The sequence below is a fragment of the Stenotrophomonas sp. Nf1 genome (genome assembly GCF_003028475.1).
Lineage (GTDB): Bacteria > Pseudomonadota > Gammaproteobacteria > Xanthomonadales > Xanthomonadaceae > Stenotrophomonas.
Genome location: NZ_PYTV01000005.1, coordinates 328,198 through 347,119 on the forward strand (window position 1 = coordinate 328,198; position 18,922 = coordinate 347,119).

Annotated in this window: 16 protein-coding genes and 1 pseudogene; 13 read left to right on the plus strand and 4 right to left on the minus strand. The window is 68.3% G+C overall.

The window, feature by feature from the left end; all coding sequences use genetic code 11:
- The first annotated feature begins 87 nt into the window (after positions 1-87).
- From C9412_RS11935 to C9412_RS11945, 3 genes are read left to right on the plus strand one after another with little or no spacing between them, the layout of a single operon-like run.
- Positions 88-6,648 carry an Hpt domain-containing protein gene (locus C9412_RS11935; protein WP_107231810.1) on the plus strand — a complete coding sequence of 2,187 codons (6,561 nt, stop codon included), beginning with the start codon at positions 88-90 and terminating at the stop codon, positions 6,646-6,648.
- Entirely contained in the window at positions 6,635-7,981 is a 1,347-nt protein-coding gene (locus tag C9412_RS11940; protein ID WP_107231811.1) for a chemotaxis protein CheB, read from the plus strand. Before C9412_RS11935 ends, C9412_RS11940 begins: the two co-directional genes overlap by 14 nt.
- Positions 7,978-8,442 carry a chemotaxis protein CheW gene (locus C9412_RS11945; protein ID WP_107231812.1) on the plus strand — a complete coding sequence of 155 codons (465 nt, stop codon included), beginning with the start codon at positions 7,978-7,980 and terminating at the stop codon, positions 8,440-8,442. Before C9412_RS11940 ends, C9412_RS11945 begins: the two co-directional genes overlap by 4 nt.
- Before the next feature lie 86 nt (positions 8,443-8,528).
- Here the strand turns inward: C9412_RS11945 and C9412_RS11950 are convergent.
- From C9412_RS11950 to bioA, 3 genes and pseudogenes are all read right to left on the minus strand, one after another.
- Positions 8,529-8,687, minus strand: a pseudogene (locus tag C9412_RS11950) (RsmE family RNA methyltransferase); the annotation flags it as partial.
- 125 nt (positions 8,688-8,812) lie between these two features.
- Positions 8,813-9,550 (minus strand): 16S rRNA (uracil(1498)-N(3))-methyltransferase, encoded by a 738-nt coding sequence (locus tag C9412_RS11955; protein ID WP_107231813.1) that lies wholly within the window; start codon positions 9,548-9,550, stop codon positions 8,813-8,815.
- Positions 9,541-10,932 carry an adenosylmethionine--8-amino-7-oxononanoate transaminase gene (gene bioA / locus C9412_RS11960; RefSeq protein WP_219906200.1) on the minus strand — a complete coding sequence of 464 codons (1,392 nt, stop codon included), beginning with the start codon at positions 10,930-10,932 and terminating at the stop codon, positions 9,541-9,543. Before bioA ends, C9412_RS11955 begins: the two co-directional genes overlap by 10 nt.
- Positions 10,933-11,009: 77 nt before the next feature.
- Here bioA and nudE point away from each other — a divergent pair, with 77 nt between their 5' ends.
- The 9 genes from nudE to gcvH all read left to right on the plus strand — a co-directional run bounded on the left by nudE (position 11,010) and on the right by gcvH (position 17,239).
- Positions 11,010-11,573, plus strand: a complete 564-nt coding sequence (nudE, locus tag C9412_RS11965) for an ADP compounds hydrolase NudE (protein ID WP_107231815.1) — start codon at positions 11,010-11,012, stop codon at positions 11,571-11,573.
- Entirely contained in the window at positions 11,570-12,373 is an 804-nt protein-coding gene (gene cysQ, locus C9412_RS11970) for a 3'(2'),5'-bisphosphate nucleotidase CysQ (RefSeq protein WP_107231816.1), read from the plus strand. Before nudE ends, cysQ begins: the two co-directional genes overlap by 4 nt.
- A 13-nt stretch (positions 12,374-12,386) precedes the next feature.
- Positions 12,387-13,223: a nucleoside triphosphate pyrophosphohydrolase gene (mazG, locus tag C9412_RS11975; protein ID WP_107231817.1), complete on the plus strand. Its 837-nt coding sequence runs from the start codon at positions 12,387-12,389 to the stop codon at positions 13,221-13,223.
- Positions 13,220-13,549, plus strand: a complete 330-nt coding sequence (locus tag C9412_RS11980) for a YnfA family protein (RefSeq protein WP_107231818.1) — start codon at positions 13,220-13,222, stop codon at positions 13,547-13,549. Before mazG ends, C9412_RS11980 begins: the two co-directional genes overlap by 4 nt.
- Positions 13,550-13,720: 171 nt before the next feature.
- Entirely contained in the window at positions 13,721-14,023 is a 303-nt protein-coding gene (locus C9412_RS11985; RefSeq protein ID WP_107231830.1) for a DUF962 domain-containing protein, read from the plus strand.
- Positions 14,024-14,088: 65 nt separating this feature from the next.
- A complete protein-coding gene (locus C9412_RS11990) occupies positions 14,089-15,048 on the plus strand; it encodes an SPFH domain-containing protein (protein ID WP_107231819.1) in 960 nt (319 codons plus the stop codon).
- Position 15,049: 1 nt separating this feature from the next.
- Positions 15,050-15,493: an NfeD family protein gene (locus C9412_RS11995; RefSeq protein WP_107231820.1), complete on the plus strand. Its 444-nt coding sequence runs from the start codon at positions 15,050-15,052 to the stop codon at positions 15,491-15,493.
- A gap of 144 nt (positions 15,494-15,637) precedes the next feature.
- Complete coding sequence (gene gcvT / locus C9412_RS12000; protein WP_107231821.1) at positions 15,638-16,750, plus strand: glycine cleavage system aminomethyltransferase GcvT; 1,113 nt, start codon at positions 15,638-15,640, stop codon at positions 16,748-16,750.
- A gap of 93 nt (positions 16,751-16,843) precedes the next feature.
- Positions 16,844-17,239 (plus strand): glycine cleavage system protein GcvH, encoded by a 396-nt coding sequence (gcvH, locus tag C9412_RS12005; RefSeq protein ID WP_107231822.1) that lies wholly within the window; start codon positions 16,844-16,846, stop codon positions 17,237-17,239.
- 292 nt (positions 17,240-17,531) lie between these two features.
- Here gcvH and C9412_RS20565 read toward each other — a convergent pair whose 3' ends face one another.
- Positions 17,532-17,903: a hypothetical protein gene (locus tag C9412_RS20565; protein WP_181358764.1), complete on the minus strand. Its 372-nt coding sequence runs from the start codon at positions 17,901-17,903 to the stop codon at positions 17,532-17,534.
- A 111-nt stretch (positions 17,904-18,014) separates the two neighbouring features.
- On the opposite strand from C9412_RS20565, the gene C9412_RS20695 reads away from it, so the two are divergent.
- Positions 18,015-18,530 (plus strand): hypothetical protein, encoded by a 516-nt coding sequence (locus C9412_RS20695; protein WP_249843164.1) that lies wholly within the window; start codon positions 18,015-18,017, stop codon positions 18,528-18,530.
- The last annotated feature ends 392 nt before the right edge of the window (positions 18,531-18,922 follow it).

An 18,922-nucleotide genomic window follows, 5' to 3' on the forward strand; every position in this document is an offset into this window, starting at 1 on the left:
GCGAGCAAGGAACCAGTCGATGAAGCATTTCCATTCCCCACGCCAGAACTCGCGCGGCCTCCGCGCGGCGGCGAACGGAGCGCGTCCATGAGCAGTCTGCGCGATGCGATGAGCCACGCAGCGCTGGGCTGGGTCAAGCCCGAGCTGGACGAGACCCTGCGCCAGGTGCGCAACGAGGTCGAGTACTACGCGGAAGATCCGACCGATGCCAGCCGCATGCGCATCTGCGCCGGCTATCTGCACCAGGTGCAGGGCACCCTGCGCATGGTCGAGCTGTACGCCCCGGCGATGGTGGCCGAGGAGCTGGAACAGCTGGCCAACGCCATCGGTGGCGGTCACGTGTCCGATCGCGATGAAGCGTGCGCGACCCTGATGCGCGGCAGCGTGCTGCTGCCCGACTATCTGGAGCGCCTGCAGAACGGTCACCGCGACATTCCGATCGTGCTGATGCCGCTGCTCAACGAGATCCGCGCCGCGCGCGGCGAAGAGGGCGTGCATGACAGCGTGCTGCTGGCCTTCGCGCCGGACAGCATCACCGCCACCGAAGCCGAGCTGGACCATGCCCGTGGCAGCCTGAGTGGCCGCAACCGCGAGCTGCTCGATACCGTAGGCAGCGCGGTGAAGGAAGAACTGCTGCGCATCAAGGATGCGCTGGACCTGCACCTGCGCACCGGTGGTGCGCCGGAACAGCTGCAGACCCAGGCCAACGAGCTGGGCGCGGTGGCCGATACGCTGGGCATGATGGGCCTGGGCGTGGCCCGTGGCGTGGTCGTGCAGCAGCGCGACGCGCTGCGCGGCGTGGTCGAGGGCCGCCAGCAGATCGACGAAAACCTGCTGCTGGATATCGCCGGCGCGCTGCTCTACGTTGATGCCTCTCTGGATGACCAGGTTGCCCACCTGGGCGCCGGTGGCAGTGGTGAGGACGACCCGAGCGCAGTGGAAAACCGGCGTACGGTGGAGGTGCTGGCGCACGAAGCCATCGCCAATTTCGCCGCGGCGCGCGAGCACTTCGTCGCCTTCATCGAAACCAGCTGGAACCATGCCGAACTGCAGGACGTGCCGCGCCTGCTCGGCGATGTCGCCGGTGCGCTGCGCATGCTCGACCTGGGCACCGCCGCCGACTACCTGCGCGGCGTGCAGCAGTACATCGAGGCCGAGCTGATCGGCCGCCAGCGCGTGCCCAGTGGCCGCCAGCTGGACACGCTGGCCGATGCCATGGCCAGCCTGGAGTACTACCTCGAAGCCCTGCGTGACCGTCGGCCGGGCCGCGAGGACATTCTTGAAATCACCCGCAGCAGCCTGGAAGCACTGCGCTACTGGCCACTGCCCGAGCGCACAGACGGCGCACCGGCGGCCGCCGCGCTGCAGGCGGTCGAGCGCGAGCCGATCGACCTGCACGGCAGCCCGTTGCAGCCGGAGCACGTTGATATCCCCGTGCAGCAGGCCGCTCCCTCCCCGGGCGCGGTGCCGCTGCCGCTGCCGGACTTCACCTTCGATCCGCCGCCGGTGGTGGCGGACAACCCGCTGATGTTCGATGCTGCCGGCCATTCCGTTGCCGCGGCCATGGCGACGGCGTCCACCACCGATGCCGAGTCGCCACTGGTGTTTGCCGCCTCCAGCGCGCCCGCACCGGAGGTGCCGCAATGGGACCTGGCGCCGTTCTATCCGGATGCCGAACCGCTCGCGCCGTCTTCCGACGAACGCAGCCCGACCTTCGCCAGCTTTGATCCGGTCAGCTTCGAGCTGGCCGACGCCGGGCAGGACGCCACGCCGCAGTGGACGCTGTCCGAAGCGCCGCTGCCGGTGCAGGACGAGGTCTCCATGCCGGAGGCCGACGACGCAGTTGCCGCACCGGCAGTCAGCGTCGCCGCGATCGATGCCGCACCGGTGTTCGATCCGGTGATGGCCGAGCACGACGCGGCTGCCGCGACCGATGAGGTGGTGTTCCGCTTCGACGCCGAGGCGCTGGACAATGCCGACGACGTGCTGTCGCTGCATGCGATGGAGACGCTGGCGCTGGAGGACGACACCGATCTGCACGCGCCGCTGCAGCAGGTCGATGCCGAAGCCGCCTTGCCGGTCGAAGACGTGCCGCTGGCGGCGGTAGCCGATGCCGCTGCCGACGAGGTGCCGGCGCCGGCGGTGTCGGTGATCGACATCGACACCATCGCCCCGATTGATTTCAGCGAAGCCGACGCCCAGTTCTTCGCCGAACTGAGCGCGGCTGCGGCCGACTTCGACCCGCAGGCGGCGGCTGTACCGGCCGATGCCGGAGCCGGCGCCGCCCCCGAAGCCGGCTTCGAGGCCGGTTTTGATGACGATGCCGAAAACATCGACGAGGACATCCGCGAGGTGTTCCTTGAAGAGTTCGATGATGAGCTGGCCAACCTCGGCGCACTGTTGCCGGCGTGGCGCATGCAGCCGGACAACACCGACCGGCTGCGGCCGATCCGGCGCATCTTCCACACCCTCAAGGGCAGTGGCCGCCTGGTGGGCGCACGCACCCTGGGCGAGTTCGCCTGGAAGATCGAGAGCATGCTCAACCGCGTGCTCGAGGGTACGCGCCCGGCCTCGCCGGCGGTGCTGGCGATGGTCGATCATGCCCATGCCGCGCTGCCGCAGCTGAACGCCGCGTTGCGCCATGGCCAGCGCATCAGCGTCGACCTGCAGGCGATGCAGGCCATTGCCGACCGCGTGGGCGCCGGTGAGGAAACCTTCTACGTGCCGCTGCCGGTTGCGGCCGCGCCGCTCGCACCGAAGGTCGAGGCCGAGGTAGAGGGCGAGGACGAGATCAGCCGCCTGCTCGAGGCCGAAGCCATCGCTTCGACGCAGCCCGGATCGGAGGCGGACCCGGCGCTGGAAGCGGCGGGGACCCCGGCCAATATCGACAGCGTGCTGCGCGAGATCCTCGAAGCCGAAGTCGAAGTGCACCAGACGACGCTGCTGAACTGGTTGCGCTCGGCCCAGCACGCGCCGCAGCCGGTCAGCGATGCACTGCTGCGTGCGGTGCACACCATGAACGGCGCCTTCGCGATGACCGAGGTGCCGGAAATCACCGCGGTTACCGGCGGTGCCGAGTCGTACATCAAGCGTGCCTTGGCCGCAGACGTGGTGCCCGGAGACGAGGGCGTGTCCGCGCTGGACGCCACCGCGCAGGCGATCACCGCCACCATGGAGGCGCTGCAGGCCGAGCAGCCGCGCATCGCGCCGCAGCCGGCGCTGGTGCAGCGCCTGCTGGCGCTGGCCGGCGAGCTGCCCGAAGCGCGTTGGCCGATGGCCGGCTTGGAAGAGGACGAGGGCGATCTGGCGCTGGACGCGGACGCCGACGTCGATGCGCAGGCCGCGCCGGAACTGGAGCCGGTTGCAGCCGATGCTTCGTCGGAGCAGACCACCGCGCCGGTCGAGGAGAGCGATCTGCAGGTGGTCGAACTGACCGGCAGCGATGATCTCTCGCGCTACTTCGACGCTGGATGGCCGTCGGTGCCTGCCGAGGGTGAGCCTTCGGCGGCCGTCGATGAATCGATTGAGATCGATTCACTGCAGGTGCAGGGCAGCGATGCCGGCATCGCCGAAGACGTGCTGGAAGCAGCGCCCGCGGCGCCGCTGGTCGACGCGGCCGACCTGACCGTGATCGATGACCTCTCGCCGTATCTCGATGCCAGCGCGCTGCCGGTGGATGACCGCGATGTGGAGGAGCCTGTCGCGGTCGACGAAGTTGACGCAATTGGCCTGAATAGGCGTTCGCCCGGCGACCTTGAGGTTGCCGACGACGAAGCCCACGACGACGCTGCTGCACTGCCACTCGACAGCGAGCTGTCGAGCCTGCAGGATGAAATGGCTGCGCCGGGGTTTGCCGAACCGGTCTCGCTGGAAGCCGCGCTCGAGGCCGGCCTGCACGTGATCGACGAAGAACAGCCCCTGGCCGACGACGGGCAATGGCCCGTGCTCGGCCTGCAGGCCAGCGAACTCGCGCCGGGCGAGGCAGATGCCTTTGCCGAGGATGCGGACGTCGGCGGGGAGGCGGCGGTCGGTGAAGGAGAGAGCGCCGACCAGCCGTCCCCGGCGACGGTGGATGAAGACAGCGCCGCAGACGCACCGCAGGACACCCTCGCGCCGGTGCGCTTCTTCGAACTGGAAGAGGCGCCAGGCCAGCCGCATCCGACGGCTGATGCACCCGCCGCTGAGGCCGTGGTGCCGGTCCTGCCGTCTGCTGACGCCGCCGAGATCGACGCAGCGGCCATCGCCGCCACGGCCGCCCCGGCGCTGGACGACAGCGCCGATGCACTCGACTTCAGCGTGTACGACCGCGAACTGGTCGACATCTTCGTCGAGGAAGGCAAGGATCTGCTTGACCACTGCGATGGCCTGATCAGCGAGCTGCGCGACGCACCGCAGGACCGGGAGGCGCTGGCAGGGCTGCAGCGCGACCTGCACACCCTGAAGGGTGGCGCGCGCATGGCCGGCATCAACGCCATCGGCGATCTGGGCCACAGCATCGAATCGCTGCTGGAAGCAGTGGCCGCCGGCCGTACCGAGATCGAGCGCCGCGACGTGCAGCTGCTCGAGCGTGGTTTCGACCGTCTGCACCAGATGTTGACCCGTACCGGCGCCCATCGCGTGGTGGAGCCGGCGCAGGACCTGGTGGAGGCGTTTGAGGTCCGCACCACTACCGATATCGCCGCAGCCGTGGCGGCTGCCAGCGCAGCCATCGTGACCGGCGTCGAGGAAACCGCATCGGCACCGGTCGCAGGTTCGGTGCCGGCACTGCTGGATGCGCCGTTGTCGGCACCGCTGCCGGTCGAGGGCACGGTCGATGAAGATCCGCTCGCGCGTCCGCAGCAGGAACAGGTCCGCGTGCGCGCCGACCTGCTTGATCGCCTGGTCAACCATGCCGGTGAAGTGGCGATCTACCGCTCGCGCCTGGAACAGCAGCTGGGTGCCTTCCGTGGCGCGATGGGCGAGCTGGAACGCACCAATGCGCGACTGCGCGACCAGCTGCGCCGCCTCGACCTGGAAACCGAGGCGCAGATCGTCGCCCGCTACCAGCGCGAGCAGGACCAGGCCGACCAGAAGTTCGATCCGCTGGAGCTGGACCGCTTCTCCACCCTGCAGCAGCTCAGCCGCGCGCTGAACGAATCGGCGGCCGACCTTGGCGGCCTGCAGGGTGTGCTGGACGATCTGTCGCGGCAGTACGATTCGCTGCTGCAACAGCAGTCGCGGGTCAGCTCGGAACTGCAGGACGGCCTGATGCGTGCGCGCATGGTGCCGTTCGATGGCCTGGTGCCGCGCCTGCGCCGCGTGGTCCGCCAGTCGGGCATGGATACCGGCAAGCAGGTGCACCTGACCCTGGAAGGCACCCACGGCGAACTGGACCGCAATGTGCTCGACCGCATGGTCGCGCCGCTGGAACACATGCTGCGCAACTCGGTGGCGCACGGTCTGGAAGCGCCGGAACAGCGTCGTGCCGCCGGCAAGCCGGAGGAAGGCGAGATCGCCATCCGCCTGCATCGCGAAGGCTCGGAAATCGTGCTGGAAGTGGCCGATGACGGCGCCGGCCTGGACCGCGAAGCGATCCGCCGCCGTGCCATCGACCGTGGCCTGCTGGGCGCCGACGCGCAGCCCAACGAACAGGAACTGGACAACCTGATCTTCGCCTCCGGCTTCAGCACCGCCGACCAGGTCAGCCAGCTGGCCGGCCGCGGCGTGGGCATGGACGTGGTGCGCAACGAAGTGCGCCAGCTCGGCGGCTCGGTCGACATCCAATCGGTGCGTGGCCAGGGCGTGCGCTTCACCCTGCGCCTGCCGCAGACGCTGGCGGTCACCCAGGCGGTGTTCGTGCAGATCGGTGAAACCACCTTCGCCGTGCCGGTGGCCTCGGTCAGTGGTATCGGCCGCCTGTCGCGCGAGCGTTTCGAAGCCGCCGACAGCAGCTACCGCTACAGCGGCGAAGACTACCCGCTGTACGACCTCGGCAGCCTGGTCGGGCAGGCCCCGGCGCGTGCCGATGGCCAGGACCAGGTGCCGCTGCTGCTGGTCCGCGCCGGCGACCTGCGCGCTGCGGTGGCGATCGACCAGGTGCTCGGCAACCGCGAAATCGTGGTCAAGCCGGTCGGCCTGCAGATCGCCTCGGTACCGGGCATCTACGGCGCCACCATCACCGGCGATGGCCGTGTGGTGGTGATCCTGGACGTGGCGCCGCTGGTGCGCCGTTTCCTGGCCAACCCGACGCTGCCGGTGCTGGCCAACGCGCCGCGCCAGGAGCGCCAGGTGCCGCTGGTGATGGTGGTGGACGACTCGCTGACCATGCGCAAGGTCACCGGGCGCATCCTCGAACGCCACAACTTCGAGGTCAGCGTCGCCCGCGATGGCGTGGAAGCACTGGAACGGCTGGAAGAACGCGTGCCGGACCTGATGCTGCTGGACATCGAAATGCCGCGCATGGACGGCTACGAGCTGGCCACTGCCATGCGCGCCGATCCGCGCTACAAGGACGTGCCGATCGTGATGATCACCTCGCGCAGCGGCGACAAGCACCGCCAGCGCGCCTTCGAGATTGGTGTCCAGCGCTACCTGGGCAAGCCGTACCAGGAGTTGGACCTGATGCGTAACGTGTACGACCTGCTGGGGATCGCCCGTGTCCGTGAGTGAAGCCCATCCGGCTCCGGCCGTTGCCCTGCTGGCCCGCCCTGGCGCGGCGCGCGAGCGCCTGCGTGAGGCGCTGGCGCACGCCGATGTGCAGCTGGTGCTGGAAGACGATCCGAACGGCCTGGAACCGCAGGCACTGCAGGCCGCGCATCCGCAGTTCGTGGTGATCGCCCTGGAGGCCGCCATCGAGGATGCGCTGGAGCGCCTGGAGCCGGTGCTGTCGGCGCCGGACCTCACGCTGGTGTTCGATGAAGCCGAACTGGCCGCGCGCCGGGACGGCTGGGAAGCGCAGCGCTGGGGTCGTCATCTGGCCGCCAAGTTGCACGGCCACCAGCAGGTGCTGCCGCCCGGTGCAGAGGAAGAACCGAGCCTGCAGCTGGAACCGGGTCACCCGGCGCCAGCACCGGCTCCGCGCGAAGAAGCCCTGCAGCCGCACCTGGACCAGGCCGTAAGCTGGGCCGACGAGGTGCCCGCGGACAGCCTGTACTCGCCACCGGCACAGCTGCGCGAGCCGATCGCGCTGGAGCAGGCGTTGTCCGCACTGCAGCCGGTGCTGCCCGAACTGCCTGAAGCACCGCCGCTGCCGGTGCCGCCGGAGGTCACGCCCGCGCTCCCGGTGGCGCCGCCGATTTCCTTCGACCACACCGCGTGGTCGCTGGTCGAGGACAGCTCCGGCGACCACGCATCTGCCGACGGCTCGCGCAACACGGCGGATGAACAAGCATCGCCCGCATTCGATACCGATCACCTGAGCCTGGTCGATCTGGACGCGGCGGGGCCGGTGGGCGCCCGCGCTGCATCGCTGCTGGTGCTGGCCGGCATCGGTGGCCCCGATGCGCTGCGTCGCCTGCTCGGCGCGCTGCCGGCCACGCTCAGCGTGCCGGTGCTGGTGCATATGCGCCTTGATGGGGGCCGTTACGGCAACCTGGTCAAGCAGATGGCGCGGGTGTCGCCGCTGCCGGTGCAGCTGGCAGAAGCCGGCCAGCGCGCCGTGCCCGGCGAGGTGCACGTTCTGGCCGATGACATCGGCGTACACGTGGCCAGCGATGGCCTGCATTTCCGGACCGATGCCGAAGGCATCGCGATCGCGGCGCTGCCGGCCGAGCACACCGCGCTGGTGCTGCTCAGCGGTGCCGACCTGGGCCATGTCGGCCCGGCGCTGGATCTGGCCGCTGCCGGTGCGTGGGTGGCTGGGCAGGTGGGTGAAGGCTGCTATGACCCGGCTGCAGCCACGGCCGTGGTTGCCGCCGGCAGCGTGGCCGGCGAGCCACAGGCGCTGGCGCAGGCGATTGCTGCGCGCTGGGGCGGGGAAGACGACAACGGAGAAGCACCGTGAGCTATGCCAGCAATGATGAAATCCGCGGCGTCCTGATCCAGGCCGGCAACGAACGCGTGTTGCTGCCCAATGCCACGGTGGCGGAAATGATGTCGCGCGTGCCGGTGCAGCCAGTGGCCGATGCGCCGCGCTGGCTGGTTGGCGAGATCGGCTGGCATGGCTGGCAGGTGCCACTGGTGTCGTTCGCGCGCCTGTCCGGGCTGGGCGAGGAGGCGGTGGTCGGTCATAACAAGGTGGTGGTGCTCAAGGCCCTGAGCGGCAACGCCCAGCGCCCGTACTACGCACTGCTGACACAGAATTTTCCGCAGCTGATCTCGGTGCCGCGCGACGGCCTGCTGGCCGACGCCTCCGAGGAGACCCTGCCGCAGATCGTGCATATGCGCGTGCTGCTGGGCGAGCAGAGTGCGCTGCTGCCGAACCTGGACGCACTGGAAGCGGCGCTGGATTCGCTGGCCGCCTGATCAACAGACGGTAGTGCCGGCCGCTGGCCGGCAACCTCATGATCCCGCGGATGCCGGCCAGCGGCCGGCACTACCACGAATCCGCGTTACCCCAGATCCCCCAGACGCGCCTGCAGCGCCGCGATCGCGGCCAAGCCTGCCGTTTCCGTGCGCAGGATGCGCGGGCCCAGCTGCAGCCCCTGGAACCCGGCCGCCGCCAACTGGTCACGGTCGCGCGGTGACCAGCCGCCCTCCGGGCCAATCGCAATTCCGCCGGGCATGGCCCGGCGCTACCGCAGGCGTTGCGGATTCCCGGTAGTGCCGGCCGCTGGCCGGCAACCCCGTATTCCCGTGGATGCCGGCCAGCGGCCGGCACCACCACGAATCAGCCTTACCCCAGATCCCCCAGCCGCGCCTGCAGCGCTGCGATCGCGGCCAAGCCTGCGGTTTCCGTGCGCAGGATGCGCGGGCCCAGCTGCAGCCCCTGGAATCCCGCCGCCGCCAACTGGTCACGGTCGCGCGGTGACCAGCCGCCCTCCGGGCCAATCGCAATCACGATGCCACCGGCCGGCGCCGCATCCAGCGTCGACAGGCGATGCGCGCCCTGCGGGTCCAGGGTCAGCCGCAGGGTCTGGGCCGGCAGCGCTGCAGCCGCCTGCGCCAGCGACAGCGGCGAACCGACCTGCGGGATGCGTGCGCGCCCGGACTGGCCACAGGCCGAGGTCACCACGTTGTTCCAGTGCGCAACCCGCTTCTCTGCGCGGGCGGCGTCGAGCTTCACCTCGGTGCGTTCGGCATTGACCGGAATGATCGCGGCCACACCCAGTTCGGTCGCCTTCTGCAGGATCAGGTCCATCTTCTCGCCACGGGCAATGCCCTGCAGCAGGGTGATCGCCAGCGGCGATTCGTTGTCCACCGCCTGCACCGCGTCGATGCGCACCTGCACCTCGCGCTTGCCGGCCACGGTCAGCGTCGCGCTGTAGTCGTGGCCGTCGCCGTTGAACAGCACGCAGCTGTCACCTTCGCGCAGGCGCATCACGCGGACCAGGTGGTTGGCGGCTTCTTCGGGCAGGGTCACGGTCTGGCCGCTGTGCAGCGGCAGGTCGATGGGGCAGCGGGTCACGCGCATGCAATGGCCTCGTCAATGGCGGCCAGCGTGGTATGTGCCAGCAGCTCCAGTTGTTGATCATCCACACAGTAAGGTGGCATCCAGTACAGCACGTCGCCCAGCGGGCGCAGCACCACGCCGCGCTTCAACGCCGCCTTGTAGGCGTGCAGGCCCAGCCGCAGCGCCGGGTCGAACGGCGTGCGCCTGTTGCCGTCGCGCGACAGTTCGAAGGCCACCACCATCCCGGCCTGGCGCACGTCGGCCACGTGCGGGTGGTCATTGAACGGCGCGGCCAGCGTGCCCATCACCGAAGCGATGCCACGGTTGCGGGTAATCACATCGTCGTCGCGGAAGATGTCCAGCGTCGCCAGCGCAGCGGCGCAGGCCAGCGGGTTGCCGGTGTAGCTGTGCGAATGCAGGAAGGCGCGCTCGCGTGAATCGTCAAGGAAGGCGTCGTACAGCGCCTGCGTGGCCAGCACCGCGGCCAGCGGCAGGAAGCCGCCGGTCAGGCCCTTGGACAGGCACATCAGGTCCGGCATCACCCCGGCCTGCTCGCAGGCGAACAGGGTGCCGGTGCGGCCGAAACCGGTGGCGATCTCATCGGCGATCATGAACGCGCCATGGGCATCGCACAGCTCGCGCACCCGCTGCAGGTACACCGGGTCGTGCATGCGCATGCCACCGGCACATTGCAGGCGCGGCTCCAGGATCACCGCGCAGATCTCACCCGGATGCTGGTCGAACAGCGTGGCCAGGCCATCGGCGGCCTGCCGCGCACGGTCGGCGGCACTCTGGCCCGGCTCGGCCAGGTAAGCGTCGGGTGAGGGGGCGAACAGGCCTTCGGCCAGCAGCGGGGCATACACGCGCCGGTACAGCGGGATGTCGGCCATCGCCAGTGCGCCGAGGGTCTCGCCGTGGTAGCCGTTCTCCAGCGCGACGAAGCGGGTGCGCCGTGACTCGCCACGGTTCTGGAAATACTGGAAGGCCATCTTCAATGCCACTTCCACGCCGGCCGAACCGTTGTCGGCGTAGAACACCTTGGCCAGCGGCGCGCGGCCGGGCTGGCGCGGCGCAAGCGCCAGCAGGCGCTCGGCCAGGGTGATCGCCGGCTCGTGGCCGAAGCCGGCCAGCATCACCTGTTCCAGCTGCCCGGCCTGGGCGGCGATGGCGCCGCCGATGCGCGGTTCCGCATGGCCGAACAGGTTGGTCCACCAGCTGCTGACCGCGTCCAGGTAGCGGTTGCCATCGTGATCGATCAGCCATGCGCCTTCGCCACGGGCGATCGGCACCAGCGGCAGGGTGTGCGGGTGCTCGCGCATCTGCGTGCACGGGTGCCACAGCACCTGCAGGTCGCGTTGCCGCCAGTGCTGGGCCAGCGGGGAGGGGGTTGGGTCTGCTAGCATTTCGGGCTCATGAACATGTTGCTGCCTGCACATTCTATCGGCCCCGGCGCGTGCGCCGGCCGCCGCGGAGATTCCGCATGAACGATGACCGTGGCGGCCGTCGCTTGCCGATCATCCATCGGATCACCGACGAGGAGAACGGCCCCTTCCAGCGCCAGCACCTGGACCTGGAGTTCTCCAATGGCGAACGCCGGCGCTTCGAGCGCCTGGTCAGCCGCGGCCATGGCGCGGTGGTGGTGGTGCCGATGCTCGACGACCAGACCGTGCTGCTGGTGCGTGAATACGCAGCGGGCATGCACCGCTACGAGCTGGGCCTGGTCAAGGGCCGGATCGACGCCGGCGAGAGCCCCGAGCAGGCCGCCGATCGCGAACTGAAGGAAGAGGCCGGTTACGGTGCGCGCCGGGTCGACGTGCTGCGCGCGATGACCCTGGCCCCGACCTACATGAGCCACCAGTCGTGGCTGGTGGTGGCCCGCGATCTGTATCCGGAGAAGCTGGCCGGCGACGAGCCGGAGGAACTGGAAGTGGTGCCGTGGAAGCTGGCCGAGCTGGACCAGCTGATGCTGCGCGAGGACTTCTCCGAGGGACGCTCGCTGGCGGCGCTGTTCATCGCCCGGCAGTGGCTGCAGGGAAGCCGATGATCAAGCTGACCACGGACCTGCGCGAGACCGCCATCGCCATCGCCCAGCAGGCCGGGCAGGCCATCATGCAGGTGTATGCCGAGGGTTTCGAGGTACAGGTCAAGGCCGACGACAGCCCGGTCACCGCCGCCGACCTGGCCGCCAACCAGGTCATCGAGCAGGGCCTGCGCCAGTTGACCCCGGACCTGCCGATCCTGTCCGAGGAGTCGCTGCAGGTGGGCTGGGAGCAGCGCCGCCACTGGGGCGCGTACTGGCTGGTCGACCCGCTCGACGGCACCCGCGAGTTCGTCAAGCGCAACGGCGAATTCAGCGTCAACATCGCACTGATCTACCAGGGCGCACCGGCGTTCGGCGTGGTGCTGGCGCCGGTCACCGGCATCGTCTGGCACGCCCTGCGCGGCGAGCTGGCCTATCGCCGCCAGGGCCTGCACGACACCGTGCTGCGCACCCGCACACCGGCCACCGCTCCGCTGCGGGTTGCCGCCAGCCGCTCGCACCGCTCGCCGCAGACCGAGGCGCTGCTGGCGCGCATGGGGCGCATCGAAACCATCGCCCAGGGCTCGTCGCTGAAGTTCTGCCGGATCGCCGAAGGCGGCCTGGACGTCTATCCGCGGCTGGGCCCGACCTCCGAATGGGATACCGCCGCCGGCCAGTGCGTGCTGCATGCCGCCGGTGGCGCGGTACTGTCGGCGGCAACCGGCAAGCCATTCCGCTACAACCGCCGCGAAACCCTGTTGAACGGCGATTTCATTGCCCTTGGTGACACCAGCCTGCCCTGGCGCGACTGGTTGTCCGACTGACCCTGGAGGCCGCATGAGCGCGCACGACACCCCCACCCCCGGCAGCGCTGCCCAGGAACTGGAACGCCTGCTGGCGATCATGGCGCGCCTGCGTGACCCACAGGGCGGCTGCCCGTGGGACCTGGAACAGACCTTCGCGACCATCGCCCCGTACACCATCGAGGAAGCCTACGAGGTGGCCGATGCGATCGACCGTGGCGACCTTGACGATCTCTGCGACGAACTGGGCGACCTGCTGCTGCAGGTGGTGTTCCATGCGCGCATGGCCGAAGAGCAGGGCGCCTTCGCCTTTGCCGAGGTCGCGCGCGCGATCAGCGACAAGATGCAGCGCCGCCACCCGCACGTGTTCGCCGATGTCAGCGTCGACGACGCCGACGGGGTGATGCGCAACTGGGAGGCGATCAAGCGTGCCGAGCGTGCGGCCAAGGGCGAGCAGGACCGCTCCGCGCTGGCCGGCATCTCGCGCGGCCTGCCGGAATGGCAGCGGGCGGTGAAGCTGCAGTCGCGCGCGGCCAAGGTCGGCTTCGACTGGCCGGGCCCGCTGCCGGTGCTGGACAAGGCCGCCGAGGAGCTGCAGGAACTGCGCGAGGAATTCGAACGCGGCGACATTGCCGGCAACAAGGCACGGTTGCAGGAAGAGCTGGGTGACCTGCTGTTCGTCTGTGCCAACCTGGCCCGGCATGCCGACCTCGATCTGGGCGCCGCGTTGCGCGGGGCCAACCACAAGTTCGAGCGCCGCTTCCGCGCGATGGAAGCGCAGGCGGCAGTGCAGGGCGGAACGTTGGCCGCACTGGATCTGGATGCGCAGGAAGCGCTGTGGCAGCACGCCAAGGCAGCGGAAAAGGCGTGAAGACGCTCGGCCTGTTCCTGCTGACCGCGCTGGCCGAGATCGTCGGCTGCTATCTGCCGTGGCTGTGGCTGCGCAAGGGCGGCAGCGCCTGGCTGCTGCTGCCGGCGGCGGCCAGCCTGGCCCTGTTCGCCTGGCTGCTGACCCTGCACCCGACCGCCAGTGGCCGCGTGTATGCCGCCTACGGTGGCGTGTACATCGGCACCGCGCTGTTCTGGTTGTGGCTGGTCGATGGCATTCGCCCCAGCCGCTGGGATCTGGTCGGCGCCGCGCTGTGCCTGGCCGGCATGGCGGTGATCATGTTCGGCCCGCGCGCCGCCGCACCGTAGCGTCGAGCTTGCTCGACGGTTCCTGCCGCAGCCGAGCAAGCTCGGCTCTACAAGAGCAGGTTGACCAGTCCCCCGGTAGCGTCGAGCTTGCTCGACGGTTCCATGTACACCGGCAGCGCAGGGCCCGCGAAAGGCGCATGATGGGCCTGACCATGGCCCCGGAGCATGCCGATGTCGCGCTTCGCCAGCTTCCGCGAGTTCTATCCGTTCTACCTCAGTGAGCACCGCCATCCGGTCTCGCGCCGGTTGCATTTCATCGGCAGCTGCATGGTGCTGCTGCTGGTCGCCGCCGCCCTCCTGCGCGGTCAGCCGATGCTGCTGCTGCTCGCCCTGCTGTGCGGCTACGGCTTTGCCTGGGTCGGCCATTTCTTCTTCGAGAAGAACCGCCCGGCCACCTTCCGGCACCCGCTGTACTCATTCATCGGTGACTGGGTGATGTTCGCCGACATCCTGCGCGGCCGGGTGCGCTGGTAGCGCTGTGTGCACACCGCATTCACGCGCTATGCTGGGGCCTGGACGTCATAGATAAGGAAAGCGCGATGTTCCCGACCATGTTCTTTACCGTGGTACTGGCCTTCGTGGCCGTGGTGATCCTGTTCAAGGCGGTGCGGATGGTGCCGCAGGGCTACGAATGGACCGTCGAGCGGTTCGGCCGTTACACCCACACCATGACCCCCGGCCTGCACTTCCTGATCCCGATCGTCTACGGCGTCGGCCGCAAGGTGAACATGATGGAACAGGTGCTGGACGTGCCGAGCCAGGAAGTGATCACCAAGGACAACGCCGCCGTGCGCGTGGACGGGGTGGTGTTCTTCCAGGTGCTGGACGCGGCCAAGGCGGCCTACGAGGTGGCCAACCTGGAAGTGGCGATGATCGCCCTGGTGCAGACCAACATCCGTACCGTGATCGGTTCGATGGACCTGGATGAATCGCTCAGCCAGCGCGAGGTGATCAATGCCCAGCTGCTGAGCGTGGTCGACCATGCCACCAATCCGTGGGGCGTGAAGGTCAACCGCATCGAGATCCGCGACATCCAGCCGCCGCGCGATCTGCTCGACGCGATGGCGCGGCAGATGAAGGCCGAGCGCGAGAAGCGCGCACAGATCCTGGAAGCCGAGGGTTCGCGACAGTCGGAAATCCTGCGCGCCGATGGCGAGAAGCAGGCCACCGTGCTGGAAGCCGAAGGCCGCCGCGAGGCTGCATTCCGCGACGCCGAGGCGCGCGAGCGGCTGGCCGAAGCAGAAGCCAAGGCCACCCAGGTGGTCTCGGCGGCGATTGCCGAGGGCGACGTGCAGGCGATCAATTACTTCATCGCGCAGAAGTACGTGGAAGCGTTCAAGGAGCTGGCCAGCTCGCCGAACCAGAAGCTGGTGCTGATGCCGATGGAAGCCAGCGGTGTGATCGGCTCGATCGCCGGCGTGGCCGAACTGGCCAAGCAGGCACTGGGCGACCAGAACAACAAGGCCGCGGGCAAGCGACCGCCGCCGATCGGAGGCTGACATGCGCTGGGACGTTGTGGGCTGGGGCGCATTGGCCTTGCTGCTGTTCGCCGCCGAGGCGCTGGCGCCGGGCGCGTTCATGCTGTGGATCGGCATCGGCGCGGCCGCCGTGTTCGTTCTGGTGGCCGTGTTCAGCGGCATTCCGTTGTTGTGGCAGGTGGTGGCCTTCGTGGTGCTGAGCGTGGTGTCGATCCAGTGTTACCGGCGCTGGGGCAGATCACGGGCGCGGCCCAGCGACCAGCCCCTGCTCAACCGCCGCGCCGAGCAGCTGGTCGGGCGCGTGGTGCCGTTGCAGCAGGGCATTGCCGGCGGGCAGGGCAAGGTCAGCATCGATGACGCGTACTGGCAGGTCAGCGGCCCGGAACTGCAGGCCGGCAGCCTGGTGCGGGTGGTGGCGGTGCAGGGCAGTACGCTGGTGGTCGAGGCGGCAGACCGCCCCGTGTAGCGCCGAGCCCATGCTCGGCTGCTCTTCGTGTGGGAGCCGAGCGTGGGCTCGGCGCTACAGCTCCGCCGCTGCGCTGCGGCACACCTGCCGCCGACCGATCTGGGATAATGGGGATTCTTGTTTCCTCTGCTGCCGGACCCGGTCATGACCCAGAAGACGCTGCTCAACGATACCCACCGCGCCCTCGGCGCCAAGATGGTCGATTTCGGGGGGTGGGACATGCCCATCCACTACGGTTCGCAGCTTGATGAGCATCATCTGGTGCGTCGCGAAGCCGGCGTGTTCGACGTCAGCCACATGACCGTGGTCGACCTGCGCGGCGAGCAGGTCAAGCCGTTCCTGCGCCGCCTGCTGGCCAACTCGATCGACAAGCTGAAGGTGCCGGGCAAGGCGCTGTACTCGTGCATGCTGAATCCGCGCGGTGGCGTCATCGACGACCTGATCGTCTACTACCTGGGCGATGACTTCTTCCGCATGGTCGTCAACGCCTCTACCCGCGAGAAGGACCTGGCCTGGCTGCGCGAGCAGGCGGCACCGTTCGGCGTCAGCGTCGAGCAGCGCCCGGACCTGGCCATCCTCGCCGTGCAGGGCCCGCAGGCACGGCAGAGCGTGATCGGCCTAGCGCGCGACGCCGACCGCGACGCGCTGGCCAAGCTGGGCCGTTTCGCCGCCCTGCAGGCACAGTCCGACGATGGCGTTGAACTGTTCGTGGCCCGCACCGGCTACACCGGTGAGGATGGCTTCGAGATCCTGCTGCCGCAGGACGCGGTGGTCGCGTTCTGGAACCGTCTGCTGGCGGCGGGCGTGAAGCCGGCCGGCCTCGGCGCGCGCGACACCCTGCGCCTGGAAGCCGGCATGAACCTGTACGGCCAGGACATGGACGAGGAGATCAGCCCGTATGAAGCGGCGCTGGCCTGGACTGTGTCGCTGGACGAAGGCCGCGACTTCATCGGCCGTGATGTGCTGGAAGCGCAGAAGGCGGCCGGCAACGCGCGCCAGATGATCGGCCTGGTGATGGACGAGAAGGGCGTGTTGCGCCATGGCCAGGCGGTGACCACCGCCGGCGGCCAGGGCGAGATCCTGTCCGGCACCTTCTCGCCGACGCTGGCCAAGGGCATCGCCTTCGCCCGCGTGCCGGCCGGCGAACTGGGTGAGGTCACCGTCGACATCCGTGGCCGGCAGGTGCCGGTGCGGGTGGTCAAGTTCCCGTTCGTGCGCGAAGGCCAGGCCCAGCCCGGCGTGCTCGCCGACGCCTGATCCAAACATGCCGGACGTCACTGACAGCAGTGGCGGCCGGTTGGTTACACTAGCCCCGTTTTTTCCACCCCTGCATATCTCTGGAGCAGTCCCATGAGCGAGATCCCCGGCGACCTCAAGTTCCTCAAGTCCCACGAGTGGGCCCGTGTCGAAGGCAATGGCCGCGTCACCGTCGGTATTTCCGACCACGCCCAGGGCCTGCTGGGTGACCTGGTCTATGTCGAGCTGCCCGAAGTCGGCGCCGACGCCAAGGCCGGCGAACAGATCGCCGTCGTCGAGTCGGTGAAGGCCGCCTCGGACGTCTACAGCCCGATCAGCGGCAAGGTCGTCGAGGTCAACTCGGCCCTGTCCGACAAGCCGGAAACCATCAACGAAGATGCCTACGGCGAAGGCTGGATGTTCGTGGTCGAACTGACCAACGCCGAAGAGGTCAACGACCTGCTGGACCCGGACGCGTACGCCGAAGCCCTGGAGAACGACGACCACTGAGTCGTCGCTTTCCGGTTCGGACACGGCCACCTTCGGGTGGCCGTTTTTGTTTTGGCGACCGCGTTGGACTCATGACGGCCGGTTCGCTGCACACCCTCGACGCGGTATCAGCGAGCGGACGAACGGTACCGATCGGCATGCGCAGTTTTGCGCAAATCCGCGTTTCCACCCCGCGTCGGCACGTCCGGATGTGAAAACTTTTCGCCCCCCGTTGCGGCGCCGTTGTGCTGGCGTTGGCGGCGGTGCGGGCGACCACCGGGCACGCACGCGCGATGTCGTACCGCATCTGCGCCTATCTGCGCAGAGTGCTTATTTCAAGTGTTTTTTGTTCAATGTCTGGATCGACGTCATGGCGCACGATGCGCGCGTGCGTCGCTTCAAGGGGCGTTGCAGGCGCAGCAGCGCGGTGGCGCGGACGGTGCCAGGGATGGTGCGGATGTGAAAATTTTTCGCGGGGGTTGTTGACAGTAAAAAAAACCGTGATTAGGTTTCGCCTCAGCAGACCTTGCCTGCCCAACCGAGTGCGCAGAATCAATCGTCCGATGCGAAGCAGCCCCTTCAAGACCACCGCGACCCTGATGACGGTGGACATGGCCCCGCTTCCCCCGGAGAAACGCAAGGCAACTCCCGTTCCAATGCCTGCTCCGCCGATCGAGGCGGGCATTGCCGCATCCGTAACGGCGCGCCTGACGCGCCGGCGGTCCCCGCACGCAGCACCCGCGGGTTTGATCCACCTGGGCGTTTCAACTCCCTATCACTGACGAGGAGCCATCCCATGGCAACCAAGAAAGCTGCGAAGAAGAAGCCCGCCGCCAAGAAAGCGGTGAAGAAGGTCGCGAAGAAGGCCGCTGCCAAGAAGGCAGTGAAGAAGGTCGCGAAGAAGGCAACCGCCAAGAAGGCAGTGAAGAAGGCTGCGAAGAAGGTCGCCCGGAAGACCACTGCGAAGAAGGCAGTGAAGAAGGCGGCAAAGAAGGTAGCCAAGAAGTCCGCTGCCAAGAAGACCGCGAAGAAGGCCGTCAAGAAGGTAGCCAAGAAGGCCACCAAGAAGACTGCCAAGAAGGCAACGGCCCGCAAGCCGGCCAAGAAGGTCGCCAAGAAGGCGGTAAAGAAGACTGCCAAGAAGGCAGTAAAGAAGACCGCCAAGAAGGCAGTGAAGAAGACGGCGAAGAAGGCCACCAAGAAGGCTGCTCCGAAGAAGGCAGCGAAGAAGGTTGCCAAGCGCAAGCCGGCCGCCCGCAAGAAGAAGGCCGCTCCGGTCGCTCTGCCGGCAACCCCGGCGCCGCTGATCTAAGTACTTCCCGATAGCCGCATCCTGAAACCCCCTTCCCCGGCTGCCCAGCGGGGAGGGGGTTTTTTTATGGGCGGTGCCTGTACCCGCAAGGCCTCATGGCGTGGAAGCACGTAGGAGCCGCTCCTTAACGGGGATGCCCGTGCAGGCAACAATGCCTTGGCTCCTCCCCCCTGATGGGGCTTCATCAGCTTCTCCGGCTGAAAGGGGAGTGCCAGCGAGGGGCTCGCGAGCTCAACAGTTCCCGTTGGATGTGAAGCTGCATCAGGCTCATTCATCGGCAGGGCGCAGCCCGTGCTTGAAGGCGTAGTTCTGGATATGCGGGCAGCGACTTCAGCATGCCGGCAAGCGGCTTGCCCTCGGGCGTGAACAGCCCGTAGGCATCAATGCCATGC